Source organism: Rhizobium sp. 05N430, assembly GCF_056396985.1.
In genome coordinates this window covers 76,310-102,771 of the sequence record NZ_JBFTMO010000017.1, presented here as the reverse complement: position 1 = coordinate 102,771, position 26,462 = coordinate 76,310, and the positions used below count along the sequence as shown (strand labels likewise).

Here is a 26,462-nt window from a genome sequence, read left to right as displayed (position 1 = left end):
TTTGCAGTCTCCGCGGACCCGAGCGCCAGCCGTACGATAAAGGGCGAGGCGCGGCTTGACTTGGCCGATTCAGTCCTAAATGCGGTGCCCAGCCGCACGGTCTCATCAACTTCCTCACCCGCGAACGAGATTTGACTGTGCCGTCAGCCTGATATTGCCCAGACCCCAAACCACTGGGGCGGCAGGATGTTACAAGAGAGACGCTTCCACAAAGCGTATTTCTCTGAGCAACTCCAACGTCGTAAGGGTATTTCGCTATGCGCGTATCGACACTCGCAGCACTTTTCGTGCTACTCCCATCACTTGCAGTGGCTCAATCGCTTGGCGATCAGGACAACTCCGGCAGGTTTGATGGCATGCCTCCTGGAACTGATCGCTATCGAGACGACAGCGGCGGTGGATCATTTTCGATACCTTTGGAGGGCTCGCCCGGCGATAAAGTGATCGAGCCGCAGGGTGCCTCCGCTGTATGCGTGAACCCCTCGAAGTCTTCTCGGAAAGTTCTTCCGGCTGTAAGAAACAAGAGGCATGTCAATCGGCGAAGTAGCCAAAGGTGGATGCACCCAGGCGGCGCTGGTGTTCACTTGTATATGACCTTCGTACAGAGAGGCTTCCGCCGGGTGGCCACCCTCGCTCGCCCGGCCCGTCACTGCGAGACGGGAGCTCTAGTCATTTGACGCCTCGGCAAGCTCGGTTTGTCCGTATCCAAATCCGATCGCGTCGCATTGTTGACACCGTCGAACGTCTATCGCGGCCGCGCAAAATTCTCCGGGCTTCATATGTTCAAAGGTTTTGCGACATCGATCGATAGCCTTCCGGAACACGATGGATCACCAAGCGCTCGTCCAACATGCGAGCGATATTAGTCACGGGCCCTCTCTCCATGATCCTCTGCGATCCCCGGAGACAATTGGTCGATCCGCTCCGATCTGTCTCGTCCAGTGCTCAAGCTCGATGTTAGCAACCGTGCCCCTGCTATCGGATGCGAATGTTACAAGATCGCAGCTAGTAGTGACCCTAAGCTTCGGTCGGGCCGCTACGCCGTGTTCCGTCATTAGCGCACGCCTGTTCACTCCCGCCAGACAGAGCCATTTTCGAGCCAAAGTTAACAGGCAAGCATGGCATCTGAAATTTAGAAAGGATTCGCATGTTTTTGAAAGCAGCCTTGGTGTCATTGGTGACAGCCACTTCGGTCGGCCCGGTATTTGCCTCGAGCGACAGCTCCTGGAACGCGCTATTCGCGAAGGCAAATGGCACCTGCATCGGCCTGTCCAGGATGAACACACCAGAGGCTTCCTCGCCGGTGGTGTTCGACGACAGCGTTGGGAAAATCGCCATTTTGCTCAGAGGCGAAACCGGCCGCGGAAAGTCGAAGGCAAGGGCAAACATGCTGTGCCTTTATGATAAGCGCACGGGCAAGGCCGCCATTGCCGAGTATCAGTGGCTGGGCAATTAAAGCTGTCGAAGGAGGTGCCGGTCGAAAGCCGGCATCTTTTCATTTTGGGAGCACTAAGTGTGAATACGGTCCCAGGCGACAAGCGGAAGCATGTTGCTCGGCGAGGGGGTGTCCGCGGCATCGTCAACAATGCTCCAAAAGTCGCCGCGACCAAAGCGGCGCTGCGGTTCTACTGCTCCTGTCTCACGTCAAAGGCGAGTTAGTGCAAGTGTCAGCGCGAGGACGCCCATGCTGAGAAGGTAAAGGCTGACAACCACGTGTGGGCTGGATAACGTTGTGACCGCGGTTCGAGCCACAGCGCCACGGGGTCGGCGGTATTGGGAATAGCCGCTCATGGTGTGCCCTTCTTGACGCTCGAGACTCTCTCCCGACGCAGGTTTTGCTGTATCGGCGTGTCCCTGTCGGATTGCTTTGCGTCTTCCGCAGCACGGGGGATCGAGCCCGTGATCGTTCTTTCCGCCGTTTTTGTATTGGACGTGGATGTGGTTTCCGGGAATATGAAGTCTGGAAACCAACTGTCAGAAGCATTCACTGTCGTTGCGGCGAACATCACTGCCGCAGCAAAAGCAGTGGCGAAGTACAGGGAATGCGGTTGGTCCTGGGGCATAAAGATCACCTCTTCGTTGCAGCGAATGCGTTGGTTTCGCTATGGAGGGAAGGGTAAGGACCCGAGCGCAGATATGGTATTCTATACAGGTTTGGCTCAGGTAACCCTTTGGTATTACGTGTTTGAGCGATTTCCCAGACCCAGACCCAGACCCAGACCCAGGCCCAGACCCAGACCCAGCTCCATGCACATCCCAGCGCCTCGATAACACGCTCGTTGTCTGCCTAACCGGTGTCATTCGATCGACCTGCGGAGTTCCGGAAAATCAATCGCTGGTAGCGCCGTAACTTGCGTTGCGGATGGGTTTCACGGTGCGATCGTTCACTTTGTCTTCGCGGGAGACGCCTGAGATCGTGCCTGAAGCGGCGACGAGTTTCTTGTATCAATCAGCCGTGCTGATCGCGAAATAGCTGCTTACCAACGGTCATAGGGAAATCAGCGTTGCGAGGATGCATCCTGACGCGAATTTTCCGCATTAACGGCGAGGCTGGATATTACAATCTAATAATTGGGCTCTGAGCGAATTTTCCTTCGTCAACTGCCGAGCCGCATGCGTCGACCCCCTCCTTATCAGACGCATTGGCGGCCTCCCGATCTTACACAACAACGAAAGGAAACATTCATGAAGGCCAGATTTCTCATGGCGCTCGGTATCGCTGCCCTGATGAGCGGAACCGCTCTCGCCGATACCATCCCTGGTGCAAGCGAAACCATCGTCAGAGGTAATCCCGTGCAGAAAAGCTATGGCGTCTATATCGATCAGATGATCGCGGACTTCATCGAGAAGAACCAGCTGCCCGGGCTAACGCTTGCCATCGTCCAAGCGCCTTACATCCCACGCTCTAACGGATACGGAAAGACGAGTATCGATCATGACGAATTGGCTTCCACAAAGACAATGTGGAATGTCGGTCCGGTTACCCAGGCTTTCACGGCCGTAGCCGTTATGCAGCTGAAAGAGCAGGGCAAGCTCAAGCTGGCCGACAAGGTCTCCAAGTACGTCGATGGACTTCCGGCAATCTGGAAGGACGTCACGCTCTTGGAGCTCCTTCAACATTCCTCGGGCATCCCGGATTACCGGGAGAAATTCGCCGATGGTAAGCGCTACACGCCAAAGGAACTGATCGCACTCGTAAGCGACAAGCCTCTCATGTTCGAAAGCGGCACCAAGGTTGCCCAGAGCGCGACCAACTTCACGCTGCTTGCCATGGCGATCGAGCATGCCAGTGGCATGAGCTACCACGATTACATTTGGAAGTACCAGATCGATGCGTCCGGTCTGCCGAGCACGATGTTCGCAGAGGACATGAAGACGAAGGCCCGGATCGATCGCCCCGAGACGGTCTCAGCGCATGAAAACCAGCACACGCACTTCAAGGCTGAGCTGGACTTCATCAATCCAGTCGAGCCTGCCACAGGCTATCGCGAAGTCAACGGACACTTGAAGCCCGTCGATGCGGACCTTTCGGACAACCTGTTCGGCTTTGGCAACATCTGGTCTTCGGCCGAAGACATCAGCAAATGGGACATCGCGTTGGCCGGCTCGGTCCTGATCAAGGACATCGCCAATCGCAACGTCATCTACATGCCTACGAAGCTTGCGAACGGAACTGTCGTGCCGGCCATGGCTGGCTGGGAATTCACAAAGCACCCTGGCTTCATGGAAGTGAAGGGGAGCTCGCCCGGCTTCAGCTCCTATCTGAGCCGTTTCACCGAGTCCTACGAACTTGTCTGCGTGACGCTTCTCACCGACAAGGAAGGCGTGGACCTCACCGTGCTCGCCCGCAATATCGCGGCGGCATATCGGTCTGACCTCGGCCCTGCGGTAAATCCGCAGAACCTCATCGCTCAGGAAAGCAAATACAGCGCGGCCGAAACGATCGAACGTATCAAGGACGATCTCGGATCGAAAAAGGTGCCGGTGTTCGCAACGTTTGACCATGCGGAGAACGCAACGTCCGTTGGGGAGAAGCTGCGCCCCACAACCGTGATGGTTTTCGGCAACCCCAAGATCGGAACCAAGCTGATGCAGGCAGATCAGGCGATCGGCGTCGACTTGCCGCTTCGCGTTCTGGTCTGGGAAGACGAGTACAACCGCACCTGGGTGGGCTATCCGAACGTCGCCACGCTCGTGGACGGTTATGGCATCAAGGACCAGGCGACAGTCGGGACGATGACAAAGTTCCTCGATGGCGTCGTCGGTCGCGCCGCGAACGTCTACAACTACTAACGGGAGGCAACAAATGTTCGGACTTGAAAAGCCCACCTCCCGACGATCCGCGCTCGGTGCGCTCGGCGCTTCCGCGGTGGCTGCCGTCACAGTGGTCGCTTCCCCGGTATCGGCGAAAGAAAAGACTTCCCATCCGGCCGCCTCTCAAGGCGGCCGGAAACTGCGGGATATCTCGGCGAAGTTGGCCAGAGCGCCGCGCCGTCGTGATTTCACCTCGGTGCCTTTCATGGCCGACCGCAAGGACCTCTGGGATCACGAGGCGTCCGCCGTCCTTCTCGGCTACGATGGCGGGCCCCGGCAGGTCTGGGAAGCATCGGATATAGCGGCCGCTTGGCTCAACCTCATGCGAGAGTCGATCAACGGCCAGGTATTCGCCCACGGAAACGAGGACTTCATCGCGGTGGCAGCGGTGCATGGCAGCGCCCATCACGCCCTGTTCAGCCAGGCGATGTGGGACAAATATGACCTTGCCGAAATTGCGGGCTCCAAGAGCAAGCGTAACGACTTCATCGCTGCAAAATCCGGCGCGACGGAGGCGGACGATCGTCAAGACGTCAACGGGTTCTACGGTCCCGCGAACAACAACATCGGTTCGCTCCAGAAGCGCGGTGCAGTGTTCGTAGCCTGCCATGACTCCATCCACGCTATCGCGCGCGCGATCGCCTCGAAGGAGAGCAATTCGGGCCTGCCGGCGGACGCGATTGCTGCCGATCTGACGAACAACCTCGTCCCCGGAGTGGTCCTCGTCCCCAGCGTCGTCGCATATCTCGCCGAGCTGCAGGACGCGCGCTTCACCTACGCCAAGGGCGCGTGAGGCCTGACGTCGGTGCAGCGACTGCCGCACCGACGTCCAATTGGCGATACCCTGTCCCAGAGATACAACTCCCCGCAAGGCGTCAAAGCAGTGGATCGGCAACGCCCTTCCGAAGGCAGGAGGGAATCGTTCAATAATTGTCGCTCAGTGCTTGCTCTATTCGCACGAGATCAACGGAGCGAACGATCATGCACAGCAGACGAGAACAACTGACCGAAAAGGTCAGAGACGAGGTTGAGACCATGCCCGAGGTTGCAGACATCGCACTCGAGCTTCCGCCGACCCCAATATCGGAACAGGATGAGCTGCTCGACGAAGCGCTGATGGAATCCTTCCCCGCCAGCGACCCCATGGCGTCAGGCCGGATGGACTGAGCCATCAAGCCCTTGGAAGTCCAGGTGCACAGCTGACCTGTGGCAGGTCTCTTGGGCCTTGAACGTCCCAGAGCTTCTCCTAAGTCGAGCGAGTGTCCGGGCTGAAGGCGATCTTGTCCGCGAAAGTAAAATCGAACGCGATTGTGGCACAAGCCGAGCCGGCTGCGTCGCTGTTCAGGACAAAGCATTCGTTGGGGCTGTCATCGCGCCTGTCCCACCCGGCCCATTTACAGGCTGCCTCTTACCAGCAACGAGCTATCCCATGGCAAAGCAGACAATAGCGGAATTGATTGTAGACACGCTCGAGGCCGCGGGCGTGAACCGCGTCTATGGCGTCACCGGAGACTCCTTGAACGGATTGAGCGACGCCCTTCGTCGCAAGGGTACGATTGAGTGGGTCCACATGCGGAACGAGGAGGCTGCCGCATTCGCGGCTGGTGCTGAAGCTCAGCTCACCGGAGGATTGGCGGTTTGCGCGGGGAGTTGCGGTCCCGGCAATCTTCATCTCATCAACGGCCTCTACGATTGCCATCGTAGCGAGGCGAGGGTGCTCGCCATCGCCGCTCAGATTCCGAGCGTCGAGATCGGCAGCGGATACTTCCAGGAAACGCACCCCGAAAAGATTTTCGCGGAATGCAGCCATTACACGGAACTCGTCTCAACACCGCAGGTAATGCCGCGAGTGCTAGATATCGCGATAAGGCAGGCCGTTACCAAGCGTGGCGTCTCGGTGATCGTGATCCCCGGTGACGTCGCGATGGAAAAGGTGGACGCCGTCGCGCCTGGACGCTGGATCGTGCCGTCCGATCCTGTAATCTTGCCGCGGCCAGACGACATCGACAAGGCGGTATCCCTGCTCGATGCCGCGGATCGCGTGACCATTCTGGCCGGGGCTGGCTGCTCCGGCGCTCACGACCAAGTGGTCAGATTGGCGGAAATCCTGAAAGCGCCTGTCGTTCATGCACTCCGGGGAAAGGAGCATGTCGAATGGGACAATCCATATGATGTCGGCATGACCGGGCTGATAGGCTTTGCTTCTGGCTACCACGCCATGAAGCAGTGCGACACGCTCCTCATGCTGGGCACGGATTTTCCATATCGACAGTTTTACCCGAGCGATGCAAAGATAATCCAGATCGATATCGACGGCTCGAGGCTTGGGCGAAGGACGGCACTCAATCTCGGCTTGATCGGAGACGTCGGTGCCACCATAGAGGCGTTGATCCCCAAGCTCCGGCTCAAGGAGGACGACGATCACCTGCAGAATGCCCTGGACAACTACGCCGAGGCCCGCGAAGGGCTCGACGATCTGGCCACCGCCGGGAAACAGGGACAGCCGATCCACCCGCAATATGTCGCCAGGCTCGTGAGCGAGATCGCCGAGGAAGACGCGGTATTCACCTGCGACGTCGGCACGCCGACAGTCTGGGCAGCACGTTATCTCAAAATGAACGGCAAGCGACGCTTGCTCGGTTCCTTCGTGCACGGTTCGATGGCGAACGCGATGGTGCAAGCCATCGGCGCGCAGGCGGCGTTTCCGGGACGTCAGACTATAAGCCTGTCGGGCGATGGCGGTTTCGCGATGCTGATGGGTGACCTTCTCACGCTTCGTCAGCTCGACCTCCCTGTGAAAATCGTGATTATCAACAACGGCGTGCTCGGTTTCGTCGACATGGAGATGAAAGCCGCCGGTTTCCTGCCGTCTAACGTGGAACTCAAGAACCCGAACTTTGCCGCGATGGCACAAGCGGGCGGCATCAAGGGCATCAGAGTGGAAGAGGCAGCGGATCTGGACCAAGCGCTGAGGGACGCCTTTGGGCACCCGGGGCCAGCGGTTGTGGACGTCGTCACCAACAGCGACGAACTCGCGATGCCTCCCAAGGTAACGCCCGAGCAGATTGGGGGCTTCAGCCTGTGGATGGCAAAAGCCGTCCTAAGCGGTAGAGGGGACGCCGTGCTTGATCTTGCTAAATCGAACATTCGTTGGTGATACGAGGGGCAACAGCGACTTGGACGGTGGGGATGACGGGTGCTTATTCTTCGCCATCCAGCCAGCCAGCCGGCAGTCAGGCAGTCCGCCAGTCCGGCAGTCCACGTAAAGCGGTTCCACAGCCGTATTGCCTTCAGAGTGGGGGCCCGACTTCGCTTGGTAAGGTCTCGTCGCAAACCTTTTGCAACTGGCATCGAACAAGGGACAGCATCCTACAATAATTGAGCCGCCAAAAGGTGTGTTGTCTCACTATCAAAGGAGAGCCGACATGACCGAAGCAGCATCGCAGACACCGACGCAGTTCGCCGAACTCGAGGACCGGAAGATCGCCTACAGACGGTTCGGAAAGGGCATACCACTCGTGCTCAACATCCGCTTCCGAGGAACCATGGATTCTTGGGACCCACTTTTCCTTGACGAGCTTGCAAAGAGTTTCGAGGTCGTCATTTACGATTACACAGGGCTGGGAGCCTCGACCGGGAACCCGAGTTACGACCGCGCATCGCTGGTCAAGGACGCCAAAGACCTTATTGACTTTCTCGGGTTCAAGAAGGTCGTGATCGGCGGTTGGTCGCTTGGCGGCGTGGTGGCCCAGAAATTCACGGCGACCCATCCCGAACTGGTTTCTCACACCGTGCTGATCGGCACGGCCCCTCCGGGCAAACCGGAAGTGAGCGGCGAGCGGTTGTTCATGGAAACGGCCATGCATCCCAACAACGGTCTGGAAGACCAGATCATCCTATTCTTCGAGCCGGCGTCTGAAGGTAGCCGGGAAGCGGCAAAGCGTTCGCTCGAGCGCATCGAAAGCCGTGATGCGGACCGGTCCCCTGATATTCCAGGCGCTGTTTTCATGAAGCTTCTCAGCGAGGCACAGGATCGCTCCACGATCTATCCCGATCCGGAGGGTTCGGAGATGGCCGCGCTTGCCGCAGGCCCCAACCCGGTCCTCGTCGTCAGTGGCGATCACGACATCGCGTGCCCGATCGAAAATTGGCTTCCGCTCACGAAGAAATGGAAGTCCCTCCACCTCCTGACGGTTCCGCAGGCTGGACACGGACCTCATCACCAAGAGCCGGAGTTCTGCGCGGCGACCATCACATCCTTTGTGCAGAGCATCCGCTAACCAAAGATGCCGCCGGTCCCTCGATAGGTTCCGGCGGCATCTCACTTGAAGAACTCCGCGGATTAGAAACCCTCAAGGACAATCTTGCCCTTGGCCCTGCCGCTTTCCAGCGTCGCGTGGGCCTTCTTGAGGTTCTCGGCATTGATCGGCCGCAGGACTTCGGTGACAGTGGTTTTGATCGCCCCGCTGTCGATCAGGTCGGCAACCTTGGTGAGAAGCTTTCCCTGTTCCTCCATGTCCGTCGTGCCATACATCGAACGCGTGAACATGAATTCCTGGTGGACGGACACCGACTTCCGCTTGAAGCCCATGATATCCAGGCTGTCAGGGTCGTCGATCAGACCGAGCCTGCCCTGCGGGGCGATCAGTTCGATGATTTCGGAAAGCTGCGACTTGGTCTCGTTTGTGGAAAACACGAACGCCGGCGCTCCGATCCCCAACGCTTTCACCTGTTCGGCCAATGGCTTCCTGTGGTCGATCACGTGGTGAGCGCCAAGCTGTTTGACCCATTCGACGGTTTCGGGCCGCGATGCGGTCGCGATCACGGTCAAGTCAGTGAGAGCGCGCGCTAGCTGGATGGTAATGGAGCCAACACCGCCCGCTCCACCGATGACGAGAATGGCGTTGGCAGCCCCTGGCACGGCTTTCCCGACGTCGAGCCGATCGAACATCATTTCCCACGAGGTGATTGCCGTAAGCGGCAACGCGGCTGCCTCGACGTCCGACACCGTTGCCGGCCTTCTCCCGACAATGCGTTCGTCGACCAAGTGGTACTCGACATTCGCGCCCTGCCTGACGAGTGATCCTGCATAGAACACGGCATCCCCGACTTTGAAATCCTTCACGCCGTCACCTACAGCCTCGATCGTCCCGGCGGCGTCCCAGCCAAGCACCTTCCAAGAGCCTTCCGGTGGCGACATGCTTTTCCTGATCTTGCAGTCGACGGGGTTCACCGATACCGCTTCTACTTTCACCAGAATGTCTCTGCTCGTCGGGGCCGGCTTGTCCAGTTCGATATCGACCAGGGATTCTGTACGGTCCAACGCACCTGCTTGTTTATAACCTACGGCCTTCATCTTTCCCTCTCACGTTGGTGAACCAAGGAATAGCTCACGTTGCGGCGGAATCGGTAGGAAGCCCAATCCTGCTTGTATTGTAGAATCCGCTCCCGCTTCATCGGCACGCTGCTATGTGCTGCCACCAAGCAACCTCAGTTGCCCAAGTCGACGAAGGCAGAATCCTACAATCGCGAATGCCGTTTTCGTCAATGATGCCTGTTACTCCTCGCGGGGTCTCGAACGCTGGATCTAGGGCGGCGTACAGTGTCATCGATCCGGCCCCATCATTTTCAATGAGCCATCCTGTGTGGACGGCAGTCAATACGAACAGCGGTAAAGGGTTCCCAATGTCAAATGTATCTCCCAAGAGTGGCGGCCGCATCGCGGTCGTAGGCGCAACCGGTCGCATCGGCACCGCGTTGCTCTCGCAGCTCGTCAACGACGATGTTGAGTTGGTCGCGTTCTCCCGCAACGCATCGACCGATCGCCTGCCGCGCGGTCTAGCTCCTACTGTCGTCGATTTCGAAGCGCCAGCTTCGTTGGCCCAGGGTTTGCAGGGAGTGCACAAACTTTTCATTTCGCACGGCACTTACGCTAAGCAGGTCGAAAACGAAATCGTTCTGATCGACGCCGCTGTCGCCGCTGGCGTAAAGCATATCGTGAAGGTTTCGGTCATGGGACCTCCCGTCAAACTTCACCCATTCGACTGGCATATGAAGATCGAGGCTCACCTCGCCACCTACGACGTCGGCTACACGGTGCTTCGCCCCTCGACTTTTGTCGATGGCCTGGATCGCGCCGCCGGCGCAATTGCGGAGGGTTCATGGGGCGGATCGGCGGGAAAAGGTCGAGCCAACTTGGTCGACACTCGGGATATCGCGGACGTAGGGCGCATCGCGCTCCTCGATGACAAGTTTATCGACGCACAACGCGCATACCATCTTACGGGGCCGGCGTCCGTTAGCATGCCCGAAGTGGCGGCCGAGTTTTCAAGGCAGCTGGGTCGCGAGGTCCGATATCATCACCGTTCACGTACGGAACAGCGAGAGCTGCTTACTCGTGCGGGAGCCAGCGAACTGGCAATTGAAATGCGTCTCGGGCTCGATCTTCTCTTCGAGCAATCTGCTCAAGCCGAGACCACCAGCACCGTCTCTGACTTTACGGGCAAAGCACCGCGATCTGTCGCCACTTGGATAAGCGACAATCTATCTCTTTTCGCGTCAACAGCTAAGGCGTAGGCGGCGTTCTAATCGAGAGCCGAGAGCGAAAGTGCTCAATAGCCAGAGCTTAGCGAGGTCGACCGTCGCTGCAGGCAAACGCTCGGCCGTCGGGCCAGGCTGAGCTCAAATTCGCAGAGTCGTAGGATGCGCCGCCCCGCGTAGGCAGCGCATCCGAAGTCACTTTTAACATTTGGAGACCGAATATGGGCCAGAATGCTGCCGGTGCGCCGCTGCGGTGGGAACTGTTTATCAAAAAACGCGCGAGTGCCACGCAGGGCGTCCCACCCGGCAAGGAGGATCTGACCTGGGTAGCCAATACGGTGACGCTGCTCTGGGGTGAAAGGGACGCGGTGTTGGTCGACACTTTGCTCAGCGACGCCCAGAACGAAGAACTCGCGAACTGGATCGAGTCCAAGCATCGCAAACTGCAGACTATCTATTTGACGCACGCTCATCCCGACCACATTTTCGGCCTCACGCTTCTTCTCAAGCGGTTTCCGGAAGCAAAGGCCGTTGCAACGCCGGAAGTCATTGCTGGGATGAGAAGGATACTGTCGCCCGAGATTGTCGAGACCAACTGGAAGGTCCGCTTTCCGGGCCAAGTCCCCGAGCGGCTCACCATCGCAGAGCCGCTTCGGGATGCAAAGATCGAATTGGAAGGCAACGACCTGCTCGTCATTGAAATGGGCCATACGGATACCGAAGATACGACAGCTCTATATGTACCCTCTCTCGAGCTGCTCATCGCGGGAGATGTAGCGTACAACGAAGCGCACCCATTCCTTGTCGAGACGGATGCTGCGGGACGGCAGTCGTGGCTGCAAGCACTCGACAAGGCAGAGGCGCTCGGCCCGAAGATTGTGGTTGTCGGCCACGGGCCGCTCGACCCGGACAACAGCCCCGCGCATATCGAAGCCACTCGGCGCTACATTAAGGACTTCGACCGCATAGATCGCCAGACTAAGACGGCGGAAGAACTCTACAACCGGATGCTTGCGATCTATCCGAACCGGATCAATCCCGGTTCGCTCTGGGGAAGCGCGCACGCCGCCAAAAACAAGGCGTAAGTCTCTGCACGAGATAACGGGCGATTGAGAAGTAGGGCGGGTGCTTTGCTGTGCCCGTTCCATCTGAACCGAGCGTCCATCCGTCACGTGGTGCAGTCATGTGTACAACTTAGAATTCCACCTTCCCCGCTTACGGAGCAGCTGGTACGAAATGCGATCGTTTGGATTTTCGGCGCAGGAATGCAGATTTGACAACTTTAGCGGTGCTATGGGCATGGTCACTTGCGATAGCGGGCAAGAAAGGTGAGCATTCCCCGAAGTACGTCGATCTCGCGCCGACGGACAAGGCCGACGAGTATGGGATTTACTCCGACGCTCTTATGGAGGCCACCGGGAAACACACTGTCTCGAACATCGCGCTAACCGGGCCATACGGGTCGGGAAAAAGCAGTATAATCAAAACGTTTCTGCGGAAATACAGACGGCCCGTTCTTCAAATTTCGCTCGCCGCATTCCTGCCTGAAGCAGATGGATCGGTAACGACCAATGAACCTAGTGGAGGCCGCCCGCAAAAAGGTAACGTCAGCAAACAGGAGATTGAGCGGAGTATTTTGCAGCAGATGCTTTACGGGGCTGATGCGAACAGTCTACCGCTCTCGCGCTTTAAGCGAATCCAGACGCCCAGATGGTGGTCCAGCCTGACGTCGCTGTTCATCATGGTCGGGCTGTTTTCCTGCTGGCATATCTTCAAGAAAATGGACGATGTGCTGAGTGGTGAGTTCTTTAAACCGTTCGACTTCCCGAACTGGCTGAACCTTGCAACGGCGGTAATTGGATTTTCGTTCGTCTGGCTCGCCATTCATCAGATGTACATAAAGAGCCTCGGCCTATCGCTCAAAAGTGTCTCTCTGAAAGACATCGAAATCACACCGGAGGCCACGAAAGAGGAATCCATCCTCAACAGGCATCTGGACGAGATTATCTACTTTTTCCAAGTCACGAAGTACGATCTGGTCGTAATCGAAGACCTCGACCGTTTCAATAACCCAGAGATTTTCGTGACACTTCGCGAGATAAACAGCCTGGTCAACGCGAACGCAGGGGTAAAACGCCGGATACGGTTTCTCTATGCCCTTCGAGACAACATGTTCGTGAATACCGATCGAACCAAGTTTTTTGAGTTCATCGTTCCGGTTATACCGATTATCAATAGCTCCAATTCGATCGACAAGGTTATCGAACAGGGCCAGCGGCTTTCGTTAGACGAGAGGCTGGATCGGCAGTACCTTCGCGAGGTGTCGCGCTATCTCAACGACCTGCGCTTGATCCACAACATCTTTAACGAATATGCCGTTTACGTCGCGAACCTCGAGACGGACGGTGAGAACATTCTCGACGCGAACAAGCTCCTCGCAATTCTGATTTATAAAAACGTTCTGCCGAGCGACTTCGAGGACCTGCATCGCGGAAAAGGTAAACTCGCAGACATTCTCAGCCGGCATGACGCATACCTCGTGAGCGCGGAAGCCCGATACAAGGCTCGGATCGCGGCGTTGGAACGACAAATCAGCGATGCCGAGAAGCTTGTCCCGATCGATGTGACAGAGCTTCGGAAAATTTACGCTATGTCCGTGATTGCGAAGGTGCCTCACGAGTACACCTATCTGGTGTTCAACGGCCAAGACAGCATCCCGTTAAACAGCCTGCCAGCGCGACCGGACTTTGATCAGATCATCGCACAGGATCAGATTACAGTTAGGCACCCGCAGTACAACAACAGGCAGAACGTCGTCCTTCGTGGCTTCGAAAAGCAAGTCTTCGATGGAGCGACGTATCTAGAAAGGAAGGACCAGATCGAGTCCAAATCCGCTGCCTTCAAGACTACAGCGACGAAAACCATCGGTGAACTCAGGTCTAAAATTTCACGCCTACGTACAGCGAAATTCAACGAATTGATCCTAACTAATGCAGAGGATATCGAAGATCTATTTGATGCATTCGAAGAAAACAGGGACCTGGTGCGGTTTCTCGTCCTCGAGGGTTTCCTGGATGACACCTACTACCAATACACGTCGCTCTTTCATCGCGGGCGACTATCTCCGTCGGACAACAAATTCCTCATCCAGATACGGAGTTTCAACACTCCGGAGCCGGACTTCCAGATCGATAATCCTAAGGAAGTCATCGCCGCGATGCGCGAGGACGATTTCCGACAGAGGTTTGTCCTGAACAACACGCTGGTTGATTGCATGTTCAGCGATCAAGGCTCTTACAGAGGGCATATCGCTAAGTTGATGGAGTTCGTCTCATCGAATTTTGCCGACTGTGGGCCCTTCTTCTCTGCGTATTACCAAACCGGAAAATGCAACCGGGAGCTTTTGACGGCCCTGATCGAAGAATGGCGAGGTTTTGTTCCAGCCGCTATCGCATCGAACGAAAACGTGCTGCACGTGGCTCGGATCATTGCACACCTTCCCGAAAAACTGCTGAAATCTGTCGCTTCAAACGCTCCGTACTTGGCTGACTTTCTAGCGGACAATCTCTCGCAGATTTTGGCTCTACAAATCGATTTTGAGCCAAGTCGTCTCGCTCGCATAAGGTTCGAGGTGCGGGACCTTGAGAGCCTCGCACCTTATCCTGCCATCGCTCGGCTGCTTGCGGAGCACGGGCTGTACCAGATCACGGTCGCGAATTTGAACTTTATAATGTGCGGCCTGCTTGGTCTGAACGCGCTAGATGTCCAAACCAAACATTATACGATGGTCCGTCAAACCGCATTCCAGCCTTTACTGGACAAGGTGTACGCCGACTTCAGTCGCTACGTCGACGAGGCACTTCTCCAGGCGAGTAACACCGAAGAGGACGTTTCCTCGATCTTGGACGTTTGTAATCGCGACGAGATCGGACTAGCGGCTCTCGAGCAGTTTTTGGCTCAGCAAACGAACACTCTCCCTATACTGGAGCCCGTTCCTCTTCGCCTTCGGTCGTCGGTATTTAAATTGCACAAGATCGAACCGTCTTGGGGAAATTGCCTGGCGTATGTCACCTCTGACGGTTTCGAGGCGCAGACGTTGGCCAACTACCTGCAGCTCCCCGAGGTGAAGGGGAAACTTGCTCCGATGGTTATTGATGACGGAAAGGATGCCTTGCCTCTGCGGCAATTCCTTTTCAATAACACTGCGTTCGACGTCGATACCTATCGCGCCTTCCTTGGGGCGCTCCCCAAAAAATTCCAACAATTTCCAGAAGGTGTCGATGAGACGAAGCTGCAAGCAATTATCGAAGAGCAAAAAGTCATATTTTCCGTGAGCGCATTTTCATTTTTGGCAGACGACGAACAACTCCAGGTCCTCCTCGTTGCCGCCAATATCGACGATTACCTAGCCAGTGAAGAAAAGTTTTCGATCGATGACGAGTTTCGCGAGACGCTCGTCCGGACGAGCATTGGTGACGATTGGAAGCTCAAGATAATTCAACAGATGGACCTAGCGTTATTGCCTGGCCTGCCGCGCCGAGCATCGATAGTAGGTCAGGTAATCTATCGCTCGAACGCAGATGTCAGCCAACTTGATCCCGAGGCGGCGCAAGCGGTGGTGATGCACGCAACCGATTTGACCATTCAAATCGCGCTTTTCAATAAATGCCAAGGTCGAATGTCAGATGACCAAGTCAAGGCGACGATTCAGAAATTGCCAAAACCATACTCGGACATCGAGCCAGGATGGTCTCAGCCAACCATTGCCAACAACCCTGAGAACCAAGAATTTGTGCGCTGGCTCGAAGAGCGCTCCATTATTTCGTCCTCGAAGTTGACCTTCCTCGACGAGATACGCATCTATAATCGCAGAAAATGACGGTTAGAGACATCGCGGAAAGCCGGAATTCAGGCGACGTCGTGGAAGCGTAGCTAGACGGCGGCTTCCGAAGGCTCCCTGAAACAATCTGCGCTTCGAACTAAACTGGCCAGTGCCGGTGAACCTCACGTCCATGGATAGGCGATCACAGGTCGGGCGTCGAGTACAACGAATGGGTGGAGGAGCGGTACCCTTCGATGGTGGGGAAGCGCGCTTTCTGCCGTTCACTCAGGCCATATATAAGGGACGCCCAGGATGACTCCGATGAACGTCCCTTCGGCATGCGGCGACTACTCGCTAGCTGCGGCGTCTTCGATTACTTTGGCGACACGATCCGGATGAGATACCATCACGACGTGGGACGCCCCCTTGACCTCAACGGTCTCCTTTGCGTTGGCGCGTTTCGCCATCCACTTCATCGCTTCCGGCGGGATGTTCTTGTCAGCCGAGCCGAAAATCGACCACGAGGGAATTTCCTTCCATCCAGCGTTTGTAGCGGCTTCGCCAAGGGCGACGTCGGTTACTGGGCGCTGCGAGGCGGCCATGGCGGCGGCGGCCTTCTCGGAAACGTCCGCTGCGAATTGCTTGTGGAACTTGTCCTGCTGGATGTAGAGATCCTTCGCGCCGTTTTCGAGTTCGACAGGCTTGTCGAGCGTCGGTGCAAGAGTGCAGCCCGGAAACTTACCGCTGAGCTCGAGGGCGGATTCACCGATCTCGGGGGCAAATGCCGAGACGTAAACAAGCGACTTGATCTTCTGGCCCTTGGTCGCGGCTTCGGAGATGACCGCGCCGCCGTAGGAGTGGCCGACCAATACGACGGGAGTGTCGAGGCTTCCGATGATCCGCTTGAGGTAGGCGCTGTCGCCCTTAACGCTGCGCAGGGGATTGGCGACGGCGACCACTCGGTAGCCGTCGGATTCGAGCTTTCCGATGACGCCGGTCCAGCTTGAAGCGTCGGCGAATGCGCCGTGAACCAAGACAATCGTGGGCTTGGCGTCGGCAGCGTAGGCAACCGGTCCAGTCAACGAAGTGGCTAGCAGCGCAATTGAGAACATTTTCTTGAACATAGCATTTCCTCGTGTGAATTGTTTCGACATTGATAGGAAGCCAGAGCAAGCTCTCTAAATATTGTACGATCGTTCAGATGGAAGCGATCGACGAGATCCAACAGCATGCGGAGTTACTCGCCTCTGGCAGACTACACTTGAACCTCTTGGTCAAAGTGGACGCGTTCAGTATTCAATCCCGAGAGCGACGAGCATCGTCCGGCATCCATCAAACCGTTCTCGGGGAGGGGACCTGGGAAAAGCGCCAAAGTGCGATCGATCCTATCCCGATCCCCAGCGATCGTCTTAGACGTGGCGTGCTTTGCCAAGCTGTTCGCGCATTTCAACTGCCAAGTGAGGGCGGACTGGCGGCTAGCGATGTCGTAGCCCTCGAGAAGTAGGTCCCGCCCGCCTGCGTTTCCCATCTCAAGTAGAATTTCCCCTTTAAGTCGTAGTAGCTCCGATCGACACCACCCGGCTTCCCCCGAAAGTGCCAATTCGATGAGATCGAGGCCTGCCTTCTTTCCAGCGACTGTGACAATGTTCTCCAAGCGCGGGCCGTTGCCTTCACTTATGAGGCTTGCGACGACAGCGTGATCGTTGGCATGCCGTGTCCCCATCGCGAAATCAAAGCCCTCCACATACTCTGCCCATCGCACCAGGGAATTTCTGGTCGCGATGTCTCTAAGGACTTCCAGAAATCGCTCGCCTAATTCCATTTGGCCGAGGCCGAAATAAATAGGGCAAGCTCCAACAGCGAGACCCAGGCACGTCGATATGGGATGATCCACCGCAAGGGCGTCCGAAGTCATCTCATCGAGATATCCCAAAGAAGCAGCGATTTGACCTCGAAGATAGGCCGTCTTGGCCAAAATCATCAGCGAAAGGGTCTTCTGTCCGAAACTCGCCCCGCTTGTTTGTGTCCCGCGGACTGCCTTGCCGTTGGCCAGCAATGCGCGTCGTGCATGCGCATGTGCTTCGTCGTGGTATCCAAGGTAGTGGTTGTTGTGGGCGAGTATGCGGTCAACAGCGGGCTCCGCGATCGATCCGAGGTCTCGGATCAACTCAAGCGCTGCATCGTTAGCCTCATGGTAGCGCCCTTGAGTCGTCAGAAGAGCGCATATCCCACTTCCTGCTCGAAGGAGCCCGGTAGAGTCGCTGATCTCCCGCGCTCCTCTAGCCGCCAGTTCGAATTGCCGGCGCGCCTCGATATCGCCCGCGGCGCTATGGACGTTGTACGCGATCGAGCCGTAGGCTGACCGAAGCCTGGATTCAAGCGAAGTCTCCGACGTCGGCGCGGCGTCAAAGGACTTCATAGCCCTCTCGATGTGGCGAAACTGCTCATTCATTAATCCTAGCTGCGTCCAAAGCAGCCGAGACGCATCGAGAAGCAGACAGAACAGTTGCGATTCACCTGTTGCGTCGCAAAAATCGAGAGCAAGGCGGATATCATGGATGAGAACTCCGTATCCGCTGTTCCACTGTGACGTGGAGAGCTTGTCCCATTGCAGTTCGGCTTCGCGCATTCGGCTGAGCAAAAGCGAAGCATGGGCCAAACGCACGTCCGCCAGGTGTCCAGAGGCGGCCAGTTTTTTGGAGGCGTACTCCCTCGTGGTCTCAAGTAAGCGCAGAGCCTTCCCTGAATCCGATTTCGTTAAGAGTGATTTTGATTGGAGGCCCCAGATTGCATCCTCGACCTCATCTTGGCCGAGAAAGGCACCACATACCGCGTAAACTCCTTCCCGTGAGAACGAATAGGCGAAGACCGATATCGCCCGCATGACCATCTTCTCGTTATCGGTCAGAAAGCCGTAACTCCAGTCGAGCGTTGCTTGAAGTGTTTGTTGACGGCGCGGCGCGGTTCTACGACCACGTCTCAAGATCGCCAAAGGCCGGTCCAAAGAGGCCAGAAGCTCCTCCACTCCAAGATCGACGACTCGAGTCGCTGCAAATTCAATTGCGAGTGGGATGCCTTCGAGTTTTCTAACGATGGCCGCGACGGTTTCCATTTGTGCGTTGTCGAGGGGAGCGCGAAGATCATACGAATGCTCCATCGTCGTCATAAACAGAGCGACAGATGGGCAGTCCAGCAATTCCGATGAGACGTGGCCTAATGGTGGAACCTCTAGTGAACGAAGCCGTCGTATCGTTTCCGCTTGAATGCTAAGGGGTTCGCGACTTGTAGCCAGTACAGAAACGTTTGGGCACGTCTTCGTGATCTTTTCGACGATCTCAGCAGCAGTCGAGATCACATGTTCGCAATTATCGAACACCAGCAAAACTCTTCGGTGCGCCAAGGCAGTCATGATCCCGGGTAGTGGGTCATCACCGTAGACCGCAAGGCCAAGCAGGGACGCGAGGGTTGGCGCAATACTGGTTGCTGAATTGAGCGCTGCGAGGTCCAGTAAATACACGGCCTCGTATTCTTGGCTCAGCTGATGCGCCAGCTCCAGGGCCACCGTGGTCTTTCCGATTCCGCCGGTACCGACGATTGTCATTACACGCGCACGCCGAAGGTCGAGGCACCGGTCAATGAAACCTTCTCTACCAACCACAGTCGCACTTCTGGCGGGTAGATTGCCTTTGCCCTGGTGGACCTCGGCCGTGCCAGGACTCAGCTCGTCTCTTTTGACTGTGGCCGACAGGATATACCCGCGACCTGCAACACTTTGAACGAGAGCGCCGGCGTCGCTTACCGAGAGTGCTTTCCTTAACGCGCCGACATTCACCCTCAAAGAATTTTCCGCCGAAACGCTATCCGGCCAGACGGCCTTCAATATTTCAGTCGTCGAGACCACCTCGCCAGGCCTCGATGCCAAAACGGTGAGAATGTCCAGTGCTCGCGATCCGATTTTCACCGGTGTGCCACGGTGCGAAAGGAGCCTACGGGAGGCGTCCAGTTCAAACTCATGAAAATGTACCACAGACATCAAGGTGTCCCGAAACCTCCCCGAACTATTCGCAAGCAATAGGCAAGCGGCTGAGTGCAGTTCGGCATGGTGACCTTACTCTGAGGCGTATGCGGGAAATACCTAGCCTTAGATGTAGGTTGAAGATGCCCAGCACACGCGACTAACTGCTTCAGGCCAAAGAGGGGTTACAAAAATGCGCGTTGGGAAGGCTGAGGTCCTACGGATCGAGGAGTACCATGGTCTCGGGTTTCCACCGCAGGCTTTCCTTCCCGACTGGGAGGACACCCTCGTGCAGAAGCACCTCCACTGGATGGTGCCGAGGCATTATGTCCCTGACGAAGGCAGATTGGTTGGCTCTATACACAGCTGGCTCATTAAGCTGCCGAACCTTACCGTCTTGGTGGACACCTGCAGCGGAAATCACAAGCATCGTCCGGACAACCCGTTCTTTTCGATGAAGAATTCAAGTTATCTTGAAAACCTTCTCGCTGCCGGCGTTGACCCAGATGAAGTGGACTACGTCTTCTGCACTCATCTTCACATCGACCACGCCGGATGGAACACGCGGCTTGTCGACGGACGCTGGGTCCCAACCTTTCGCAACGCCAAGTATGTCGTATCCCGGAATGAATTTGAGCGCCTCGTTTCTGACCCAAATCCGTCGCAAGACCATTTGAACTTGATCGTAGATACCATTCAACCGATCATCGACAGTAAGCAATGGCTTTTGATCGATACCCCATTCCAGCTTTGCGATGAGCTCTACATCGAAGCGAGTCCAGGCCACACCTCCGAGCACTGCCACGTCACTCTTTCATCGGGCGGGGAGCGGGCAGTCTTCTCGGGCGATATCGTCCATCATCCGATACAGGTCCACATCCCAACATGGAATTCGTCAGCCTGCTCGGTGCCGCTTCAAGCGATACGGACAAGAATGCAGGTCCTTGAAAGCCTAAGCGAGACGGACACGTGGCTAATGCCTGTGCATTTCGCGCGGCCCTTTTGCTGCAAGGTCGGGAAGCCGCAAGACGGCGGTTTCGAATGCATCATGGATTGACGAATTACCTCGTCCAGCTCCGTAGGCCCCGCGTTCGGGGTCTAGCAATCCTAAGGGATTGTGTGTCCATGATTAAAAGCGGCGATGCGACTAAATGCTGAGAAATGACCTGAAACGTGGTGGCAATAACGACGGGGACATGCCTGTCGAGTATGGAATCTATGCGTGGGATATCGCCGCAGATGCCTTCCGAATGGACGCGAGGTTATGTCGATACATCGGGCTCGATCGGGAGATCGGCGCGACAGGTATTGCCATCCAAAGCTTCGCCGCATTCATCGACCCGGTTGATCGCGGTGGATTTCTAGACGCGATCGAATCGTCAGCTCGATTGGGATCAGAACTGAGGCACATCTTCCGGCTCGAAGCGTTGAACGGTCCTGGCGGAAGACTCCGGGCTGCAGGGAATTCGTTCCAGCCGAGCGGGCGCGCTTCCGGTATCTGCACCGGGGTAATGTTCCAAGTGACTGGCGGTTTGCGAGCGTCGTCGGAAGCCAACCTGGCAGATCACTGCATCGCAGCCTACGAGTCCGCGAAACAGGCAAACTCTCCAATGGTTCAGTACCTGATATCAATGGCGTTGATCGAACTCGGCTACGAGATAGCAGGTTTCGAGGCGGGAAGCGTTCAATAGGGCCATGCGGCCACGCCCGAAAATTAGCGTGGCCGCATGGTCTAGGCGAAATCAGAGCATCAGCCCTTTACGAACGCCAGGAGGTCCGGGTTGATGACATCGGCATGGGTGGTCAGCATGCCGTGCGGGTAGCCCGGATAGACCTTCAAAGTGCCGTTCTTCAGGAGCTTGACCGACAGGCGCGCCGCGTCGTCGATCGGAACGATCTGGTCGTCGTCGCCGTGCATGACCAGGGTCGGCACGGTGATCTTCTTGAGATCTTCCGTCTGGTCGGTCTCGGAAAAGGCCTTGATGCCGTCGTAGTGGGCTTTTGCGCCGCCCATCATGCCCTGACGCCACCAATTCTGGATGGTGCCCTGCGAAATCGCGGCACCCGGACGGTTGAAACCGTAGAACGGGCCAGTCGGCAGGTCGAGGAAAAACTGGGCGCGATTAGCGGCGAGACCGTTACGGAGGCCATCGAAGACTGTAATCGGAAGGCCGCCTGGATTGGACTCCGTTTTGAGCATCAGCGGCGGAATCGCGCTGACGAGTACTGCCTTGGCAACGCGCTTCTGCGGTTCACCGTATTTCGCGACGTAACGCGCGACCTCGCCACCGCCGGTGGAGTGACCGATGTGGACCGCGTTCTTGAGGTTCAGATGCTCGTAAACGGCGTTGGCATCTGCCGCATACTGCTCGATCGTGTGGCCATCGGCGACCTGCGAGGAGCGGCCGTGGCCGCGACGGTCATGGGCGATGACGCGGTAGCCGTTGGCAAGGAAGAACAGCATCTGAGTGTCCCAGTCGTCCGACGACAGCGGCCAGCCATGGTGGAAGACGATCGGCTGAGCATCCTTGGGACCCCAGTCCTTGTAGTACAGTTCGACGCCTTCCTTGGTCTTTACGAATGCTTCGGTCATTTCGAATTCTCCTTCGATTTCTGCGGTGCTCTTTTTGCCGGCTGCTTCTGCGACCGGCACAAACATGGAAAAAGAGACGGCTGCCCCTGCAATAAGTGTCTGTCGGCGGGAAAGTTCGTAGGTCACAAGTCGCTCCATTTATTCGTGCCGGGTCTCGGCATGCACCGTGAACTTATGGGTGACGTCGGGGTGATTATTGTAGGATCGCGCACTACCAATTCGTGATGCGGTCCCAGAGGGGAGAGGCGTCGAGTGAAGCGCCCACTGAGGGTAGGCGAAAACGTCGTTCGTGCGCAGAAACATCACGGGTAAAATATCGCGAGCGATTGTAGATACCCGCTGACAACGCCGGAGATAGAGTAAAGTGTTCCAGCTGAGATCGCCATCACCGCCAAGATCGGACCGACATCCACCAACGAGGGTAGATCGTCCGCTTGGGTCGCCTGTCCGTACGATGGTAGATGGCGCAAGTTATCATTTGCGGCCTGGAATCCGCTTTTTCGGACGATCATTTTCAGTCGTCCGATGGGCGCTTGCCTAAATTTGCAAGAGGTTTGAGAAAGCTTCGGCTTCATGTTTTCACCTGTATCGCGTACAGCCGCTAGGAAAGCGAAACGTCAAGCGGGATCGGATTCCGCATGGAATTGGCTACGGGCGAAAAGTAGTTCGCCTGTCGGACGATCTCGTCGAGCTCTTCGCGAGTGGCGTCGCCCTCGATTTCCACCTTCACTCGGATAGCTTGAAAGCCCATCTGAGAGGGTTGGCGCGGCGCGCCACCAGCTCCCCATGCAGCGGAATTTCCGACATCTCCTTCGATATGCAACTCGAGTCGAGACAGCCGGATGTGCTTGAAGGTAGCGACTGCAGTAATCCCGACGGCAAGGCAGCCGCCGAGACCGGACAGAGCAATCTCCCCAGGAGCCGGGGCAGTGTCCTGACCGAAGAGGTGGAGTGGCTCGTCTACGACGACAGGATCATGGTCAGCGACGTAGCTGAGAGTGCGATATTGTCCTTCACAAACAGTGTGGACCAGGTTCGTGCCGCGTCGATCCGGATTTTCCCGACCGCGCTCGGCGAAAGCTAGCAAGCCATCGCGGTCAATGGGACGGAGGTACATCTTGATGGTTTTCTTTTCGTGTATCGACATGGCTGTCTCCTGGTCGTTTGAAAAGCGTTAGCGTCACCGCGACTCCCGGCGATCGGCCGACAGAGGCAGCAAGAAGCTCCCACGTTTGGAGCCGGTGAAAATGGTCTGGCGGTGGGTAAGCTGGCCAGGTTCAGGACGCGGCTCGGAACGGCATGCAAAGCGAACACAGGGGGCAAGACCAAAATGCTCACGCCTGATCCAAGCTCGTCTTACGGACCTCACGTTGAGAAGGGACCACTCCCATGAGCTGAACATAGACTGCCGAGTCCTGGGCTTATTGTAGGATAGCGTCGTGTTCATTCGCATCCAGCGATCGCACGATCGCACAATCCGCACTCGGTTGCGCTCGCGACACTGGGCATTGGCTTCGGCGATGAACGCGCTTCGCGTGTCACCTGGGCGAGTGGAGGTAGTGATATGTCAAACGTGCTCCCCAATATTGGAGAGATTTCGAACCTTGAGATCGACGGTGTAAATGTGCGCTTAGCGGTCGGCGGAGCGGCTGACGGAATCCCAGTCGTTCTAACGAGCCCTTGGCCCGAAAGTATTTACGCCTTCAGAGATGTTCTGTCTGAGATTGGTGCCTTAGCACCTTACATCGCCATTGACCTTCCGGGCTTTGGGATGTCGCAAGGGCGCTCGGATTTGATGTCGCCGAGAGGTATGGCCCGATTTATCGTGAGGGCGGCTTGGAAGCTCGGGATTAAGAGAATGCATGGCGTGGGACCTGACGTGGGTTCCCTTGCAATGCTCTTCGCTGCAGCGGATCGGCCGGAGTTGTTCGAAAGCCTTGTGGTGGGCGGCGGAGCCGCAAGTGTCGAGTTGGCTGCCGACGGATTAGCTGATCTTATCTCCTCACCCCAGGGCAGTTTTTCAAATAAGGAGGGTGGCGACCTTGCGGTCGGTTTTGTCTCGCAGTTTTCTTCAAAGCCTGTTCCGCCATCCGTGATGGAGGACTATTGGCATTCGTCGGCGGCTGCGCGTTTTGATCGCGCAGCCAACTACGTACGCGCCTATTCCGAAGAATTACCACTTCTCAAAAAAGTGCTGCCGAAAATAGAGGTGCCAGTTCTTTCACTAGCTGGCCGTCGCGACCAGCTAGTGCCGCCTTTTAACAGTCAACATTTAGTGACGCTCGTTCCTCGAAGCCGCCAGATACTGCTGGAGGGCGGTCATCTGATATGGGAAGACGCCGCAGTCGAATACGGATTTGAGATACGGAACTGGATAGGGGGCGCATACAGAGATGGAGGCTTCCGCACGGTCACTGTGTAGCCGCGATGGACGGGAGCGCACACTTACGTATCAAGAACATGTTGCGTGTTCGAAGATAACACGATGCTGGCTGCAAGCTAGCCTTCGTGGCAATTACCTTCTTCATTCGCGCGAAGTCTAACAATCCCGTCTCAACAGGCTGGAACGGCCCCTGACGGTATTCTTGTCTGGAGGCTGTGGCGTCAGAGCGCGCCCGAAAAGACGTCCTTGATGCAAATAGCATCGGCCGCACGGCCTTTCATCGCCGAACGGCGGCAAGAAAGAGAAATACAGTCAACCGGCACCTAGATCGCCGCCAGCCGCCTTCAGGTCGTCAATTGTATCGACATCGAATGATGCTACATGTCCGATCTCAACGGAAACTATCGGAACTCCGCTCTTTGAGATAACTTCACGGGCCCCAACATCGCCGTCGATCGCCGAGAGATCCGAGAACAGCGACCTCGGCACGATGACCGGATTTCCAAACCTGCCAAATGCAGTCGCACGCACTATCGCGATACCCTCGTGCAAGGTGAAGGCTTCTATCATTGACGCCAGATGGGCTCTGGTAACAAGGGGCATGTCCGCTAGATGGATGAGCATGCCGTTGCAGTCCTCGGGGATCGCGCGCAACGCCGCCCGAACCGACGACGACATCCCGGACGCGTATTCGTCGTTGTGGACGACCGTAACGGAAAGTCCGGTGACCGCGTTCCGTATCTCGTGTGCCATGTGTCCTGTCACGACGATCACGGGGCCTTCTCCGCGGTACACCGCTTCAGCCGTTGAGATACGCACCAACGGGACATTTCCGATTGTGGAAAGTAGCTTGTTGAAGCCAGACATTCGTGTTGCACGTCCAGCTGCTAGAATCACAATCGCTACTCTCGATAGCATCTCGAAATCGCCCCTTGTGTAACGCCACCATCACTTACCGTTGGCAGCGATTGTTTTCTTGAAAATTCCGACCTCGTGTCGAGGCATCCTCATCGGAGAACCGAGTCGACGTACTCATGGTCTCGCGGACGATCGATAACGTCTACCGCTCGGTTTTCTGAACGATTCTTCGGCTTGGATCACGCTTTGGCCTGCCACCTATAACCAAAAGGTATGGTCTCGGCACACCCTGGTCCGAACAGATTCCAAGCCGCAGGAAAGGCAACATCTGCTCATCGAAATTCAAATCACGGAGAGCACCGATGAACGCCAATGTCACCAACGCGGACCTCAAGATCATCGCAGCAGCATCGCTGGCAATCGTTTCGGAGATCGATTTGTCGACGGCCGTTCCTGCCGCCGCACGGGCTCCGATAGCACTTCCGGACCTTTCCTCCGAAATTGTTCAGCGGGACCTTCTTCTCCCGTGGCAACGTCGCAAGGTCCTCCAGTTCATCGAAGAGCACCTTACAGAGACGATCAAGGTCGAGGAGCTTGCCGCCCTGACAAAGCTCAGCAAGACCTATTTCTCGAGGGTCTTCAAGTCGGCGTTCAAGGAGAGCCCCTATAATTATGTCCTGCGCCGGCGTATGGAGATGGCAAAGGAACTCATCACCGAAACCGACGGTGCGCTCAGCGAGATCGCTCTCGACTGCGGGATGGCCGATCAGGCTCACCTTTGCAAGACGTTTCGCAAGGTCTTTGGCACGACGCCGAACCAATGGCGTCGTACTTCGCTGGTCGCCCACAATGCTTCTGGCGCATGGCCTACGTCGGCCGCCCGCATCGAAACGAATACGATACCCTTCGGCTCTGCCGCAAACTAGGGTGAAGGAGA

General features: G+C 56.6%; 21 protein-coding genes. 13 read left to right on the top strand and 8 right to left on the bottom strand.

The annotated features are described in order from the left end of the window. Positions 1–1,147: 1,147 nt before the first annotated feature. On the top strand, positions 1,148–1,456 hold the full coding sequence (locus tag AC1DJO_RS25460) for a hypothetical protein (RefSeq protein ID WP_112445600.1): 309 nt from the start codon (positions 1,148–1,150) through the stop codon (positions 1,454–1,456). 331 nt (positions 1,457–1,787) lie between these two features. Here AC1DJO_RS25460 and AC1DJO_RS25455 read toward each other — a convergent pair whose 3' ends face one another. Then, positions 1,788–2,063, bottom strand: a complete 276-nt coding sequence (locus tag AC1DJO_RS25455) for a hypothetical protein (RefSeq protein ID WP_112445598.1) — start codon at positions 2,061–2,063, stop codon at positions 1,788–1,790. Positions 2,064–2,685: 622 nt separating this feature from the next. Here AC1DJO_RS25455 and AC1DJO_RS25450 point away from each other — a divergent pair. The 5 genes from AC1DJO_RS25450 (at position 2,686) to AC1DJO_RS25430 (ending at position 8,594) form a co-directional block, all read left to right on the top strand. Continuing rightward, a complete protein-coding gene (locus AC1DJO_RS25450) occupies positions 2,686–4,293 on the top strand; it encodes a serine hydrolase (RefSeq protein WP_477973534.1) in 1,608 nt (535 codons plus the stop codon). A gap of 13 nt (positions 4,294–4,306) precedes the next feature. Continuing rightward, positions 4,307–5,107 carry a thiosulfate dehydrogenase gene (gene tetH / locus AC1DJO_RS25445; RefSeq protein WP_112445597.1) on the top strand — a complete coding sequence of 267 codons (801 nt, stop codon included), beginning with the start codon at positions 4,307–4,309 and terminating at the stop codon, positions 5,105–5,107. A gap of 188 nt (positions 5,108–5,295) precedes the next feature. Next, complete coding sequence (locus tag AC1DJO_RS25440) at positions 5,296–5,481, top strand: hypothetical protein (protein WP_112445595.1); 186 nt, start codon at positions 5,296–5,298, stop codon at positions 5,479–5,481. A 262-nt stretch (positions 5,482–5,743) separates the two neighbouring features. After that, positions 5,744–7,471, top strand: a complete 1,728-nt coding sequence (gene poxB / locus AC1DJO_RS25435; protein ID WP_112445593.1) for a ubiquinone-dependent pyruvate dehydrogenase — start codon at positions 5,744–5,746, stop codon at positions 7,469–7,471. A 268-nt stretch (positions 7,472–7,739) separates the two neighbouring features. Then, positions 7,740–8,594, top strand: coding sequence for an alpha/beta fold hydrolase (locus AC1DJO_RS25430; RefSeq protein WP_112445591.1), 855 nt, complete (start codon positions 7,740–7,742; stop codon positions 8,592–8,594). Between the two features lie 62 nt (positions 8,595–8,656). On the opposite strand, the gene AC1DJO_RS25425 is transcribed toward AC1DJO_RS25430, so the two are convergent. Further along, positions 8,657–9,670, bottom strand: coding sequence for a zinc-binding alcohol dehydrogenase family protein (locus AC1DJO_RS25425; RefSeq protein ID WP_112445589.1), 1,014 nt, complete (start codon positions 9,668–9,670; stop codon positions 8,657–8,659). Positions 9,671–9,999: 329 nt separating this feature from the next. Here AC1DJO_RS25425 and AC1DJO_RS25420 point away from each other — a divergent pair, with 329 nt between their 5' ends. The 3 genes from AC1DJO_RS25420 (at position 10,000) to AC1DJO_RS25410 (ending at position 15,733) form a co-directional block, all read left to right on the top strand. After that, the gene (locus tag AC1DJO_RS25420; protein WP_112445587.1) at positions 10,000–10,890 is read left to right on the top strand and encodes an NAD(P)H-binding protein; all 891 of its coding nucleotides are present in this window, start codon (positions 10,000–10,002) and stop codon (positions 10,888–10,890) included. Positions 10,891–11,075: 185 nt separating this feature from the next. Further along, entirely contained in the window at positions 11,076–11,939 is an 864-nt protein-coding gene (locus tag AC1DJO_RS25415; RefSeq protein ID WP_112445585.1) for an MBL fold metallo-hydrolase, read from the top strand. Between the two features lie 188 nt (positions 11,940–12,127). Beyond that, on the top strand, positions 12,128–15,733 hold the full coding sequence (locus AC1DJO_RS25410; RefSeq protein ID WP_477973529.1) for a YobI family P-loop NTPase: 3,606 nt from the start codon (positions 12,128–12,130) through the stop codon (positions 15,731–15,733). Positions 15,734–16,023: 290 nt separating this feature from the next. Here AC1DJO_RS25410 and AC1DJO_RS25405 read toward each other — a convergent pair whose 3' ends face one another. Both AC1DJO_RS25405 and AC1DJO_RS25400 read right to left on the bottom strand, forming a co-directional pair. Beyond that, positions 16,024–16,788: an alpha/beta fold hydrolase gene (locus AC1DJO_RS25405; RefSeq protein WP_477973561.1), complete on the bottom strand. Its 765-nt coding sequence runs from the start codon at positions 16,786–16,788 to the stop codon at positions 16,024–16,026. Positions 16,789–16,931: 143 nt separating this feature from the next. After that, positions 16,932–19,709 (bottom strand): ATP-binding protein, encoded by a 2,778-nt coding sequence (locus AC1DJO_RS25400; protein WP_477973527.1) that lies wholly within the window; start codon positions 19,707–19,709, stop codon positions 16,932–16,934. Positions 19,710–19,980: 271 nt separating this feature from the next. On the opposite strand from AC1DJO_RS25400, the gene AC1DJO_RS25395 reads away from it, so the two are divergent. After that, on the top strand, positions 19,981–20,748 hold the full coding sequence (locus AC1DJO_RS25395; protein WP_162708601.1) for an MBL fold metallo-hydrolase: 768 nt from the start codon (positions 19,981–19,983) through the stop codon (positions 20,746–20,748). Positions 20,749–20,842: 94 nt separating this feature from the next. After that, positions 20,843–21,382 carry a hypothetical protein gene (locus tag AC1DJO_RS25390; protein WP_112445577.1) on the top strand — a complete coding sequence of 180 codons (540 nt, stop codon included), beginning with the start codon at positions 20,843–20,845 and terminating at the stop codon, positions 21,380–21,382. A gap of 59 nt (positions 21,383–21,441) precedes the next feature. On the opposite strand, the gene AC1DJO_RS25385 is transcribed toward AC1DJO_RS25390, so the two are convergent. The 3 genes from AC1DJO_RS25385 to AC1DJO_RS25375 form a co-directional block, all read right to left on the bottom strand. Next, positions 21,442–22,284: an alpha/beta fold hydrolase gene (locus AC1DJO_RS25385; protein WP_477973525.1), complete on the bottom strand. Its 843-nt coding sequence runs from the start codon at positions 22,282–22,284 to the stop codon at positions 21,442–21,444. Between the two features lie 302 nt (positions 22,285–22,586). Beyond that, a complete protein-coding gene (locus AC1DJO_RS25380; RefSeq protein ID WP_112445573.1) occupies positions 22,587–22,859 on the bottom strand; it encodes a hypothetical protein in 273 nt (90 codons plus the stop codon). Positions 22,860–22,885: 26 nt separating this feature from the next. Next, on the bottom strand, positions 22,886–23,431 hold the full coding sequence (locus AC1DJO_RS25375) for an OsmC family protein (protein ID WP_112445571.1): 546 nt from the start codon (positions 23,429–23,431) through the stop codon (positions 22,886–22,888). 417 nt (positions 23,432–23,848) lie between these two features. On the opposite strand from AC1DJO_RS25375, the gene AC1DJO_RS25370 reads away from it, so the two are divergent. After that, positions 23,849–24,706, top strand: a complete 858-nt coding sequence (locus AC1DJO_RS25370) for an alpha/beta fold hydrolase (RefSeq protein WP_112445569.1) — start codon at positions 23,849–23,851, stop codon at positions 24,704–24,706. A 273-nt stretch (positions 24,707–24,979) separates the two neighbouring features. On the opposite strand, the gene AC1DJO_RS25365 is transcribed toward AC1DJO_RS25370, so the two are convergent. Next, positions 24,980–25,585 (bottom strand): nucleotidyltransferase family protein, encoded by a 606-nt coding sequence (locus AC1DJO_RS25365; RefSeq protein WP_112445567.1) that lies wholly within the window; start codon positions 25,583–25,585, stop codon positions 24,980–24,982. Positions 25,586–25,887: 302 nt separating this feature from the next. Between AC1DJO_RS25365 and AC1DJO_RS25360 the strand changes: the two genes are divergently transcribed. Continuing rightward, positions 25,888–26,451 carry a helix-turn-helix domain-containing protein gene (locus AC1DJO_RS25360; RefSeq protein ID WP_112445565.1) on the top strand — a complete coding sequence of 188 codons (564 nt, stop codon included), beginning with the start codon at positions 25,888–25,890 and terminating at the stop codon, positions 26,449–26,451. Positions 26,452–26,462 lie beyond the last annotated feature (11 nt).

What these genes read in the sequence shown, in the direction of transcription:
- AC1DJO_RS25390 (WP_112445577.1), top strand. Translation starts at nt 20,843, where the DNA reads ATGCTGAGAAATGACCTGAAACGTGGTGGCAATAACGACGGGGACATG.
- AC1DJO_RS25380 (WP_112445573.1), bottom strand. Translation starts at nt 22,859, where the DNA reads ATGAAGCCGAAGCTTTCTCAAACCTCTTGCAAATTTAGGCAAGCGCCC.
- AC1DJO_RS25415 (WP_112445585.1), top strand. Translation starts at nt 11,076, where the DNA reads ATGGGCCAGAATGCTGCCGGTGCGCCGCTGCGGTGGGAACTGTTTATC.
- AC1DJO_RS25430 (WP_112445591.1), top strand. Translation starts at nt 7,740, where the DNA reads ATGACCGAAGCAGCATCGCAGACACCGACGCAGTTCGCCGAACTCGAG.
- AC1DJO_RS25365 (WP_112445567.1), bottom strand. Translation starts at nt 25,585, where the DNA reads ATGCTATCGAGAGTAGCGATTGTGATTCTAGCAGCTGGACGTGCAACA.
- AC1DJO_RS25440 (WP_112445595.1), top strand. Translation starts at nt 5,296, where the DNA reads ATGCACAGCAGACGAGAACAACTGACCGAAAAGGTCAGAGACGAGGTT.
- AC1DJO_RS25370 (WP_112445569.1), top strand. Translation starts at nt 23,849, where the DNA reads ATGTCAAACGTGCTCCCCAATATTGGAGAGATTTCGAACCTTGAGATC.
- AC1DJO_RS25360 (WP_112445565.1), top strand. Translation starts at nt 25,888, where the DNA reads ATGAACGCCAATGTCACCAACGCGGACCTCAAGATCATCGCAGCAGCA.
- AC1DJO_RS25385 (WP_477973525.1), bottom strand. Translation starts at nt 22,284, where the DNA reads ATGACCGAAGCATTCGTAAAGACCAAGGAAGGCGTCGAACTGTACTAC.
- AC1DJO_RS25425 (WP_112445589.1), bottom strand. Translation starts at nt 9,670, where the DNA reads ATGAAGGCCGTAGGTTATAAACAAGCAGGTGCGTTGGACCGTACAGAA.
- AC1DJO_RS25460 (WP_112445600.1), top strand. Translation starts at nt 1,148, where the DNA reads ATGTTTTTGAAAGCAGCCTTGGTGTCATTGGTGACAGCCACTTCGGTC.
- AC1DJO_RS25420 (WP_112445587.1), top strand. Translation starts at nt 10,000, where the DNA reads ATGTCAAATGTATCTCCCAAGAGTGGCGGCCGCATCGCGGTCGTAGGC.
- AC1DJO_RS25405 (WP_477973561.1), bottom strand. Translation starts at nt 16,788, where the DNA reads ATGTTCTCAATTGCGCTGCTAGCCACTTCGTTGACTGGACCGGTTGCC.
- AC1DJO_RS25375 (WP_112445571.1), bottom strand. Translation starts at nt 23,431, where the DNA reads ATGTCGATACACGAAAAGAAAACCATCAAGATGTACCTCCGTCCCATT.
- AC1DJO_RS25400 (WP_477973527.1), bottom strand. Translation starts at nt 19,709, where the DNA reads ATGTCTGTGGTACATTTTCATGAGTTTGAACTGGACGCCTCCCGTAGG.
- poxB (WP_112445593.1), top strand. Translation starts at nt 5,744, where the DNA reads ATGGCAAAGCAGACAATAGCGGAATTGATTGTAGACACGCTCGAGGCC.
- AC1DJO_RS25450 (WP_477973534.1), top strand. Translation starts at nt 2,686, where the DNA reads ATGAAGGCCAGATTTCTCATGGCGCTCGGTATCGCTGCCCTGATGAGC.
- tetH (WP_112445597.1), top strand. Translation starts at nt 4,307, where the DNA reads ATGTTCGGACTTGAAAAGCCCACCTCCCGACGATCCGCGCTCGGTGCG.
- AC1DJO_RS25455 (WP_112445598.1), bottom strand. Translation starts at nt 2,063, where the DNA reads ATGCCCCAGGACCAACCGCATTCCCTGTACTTCGCCACTGCTTTTGCT.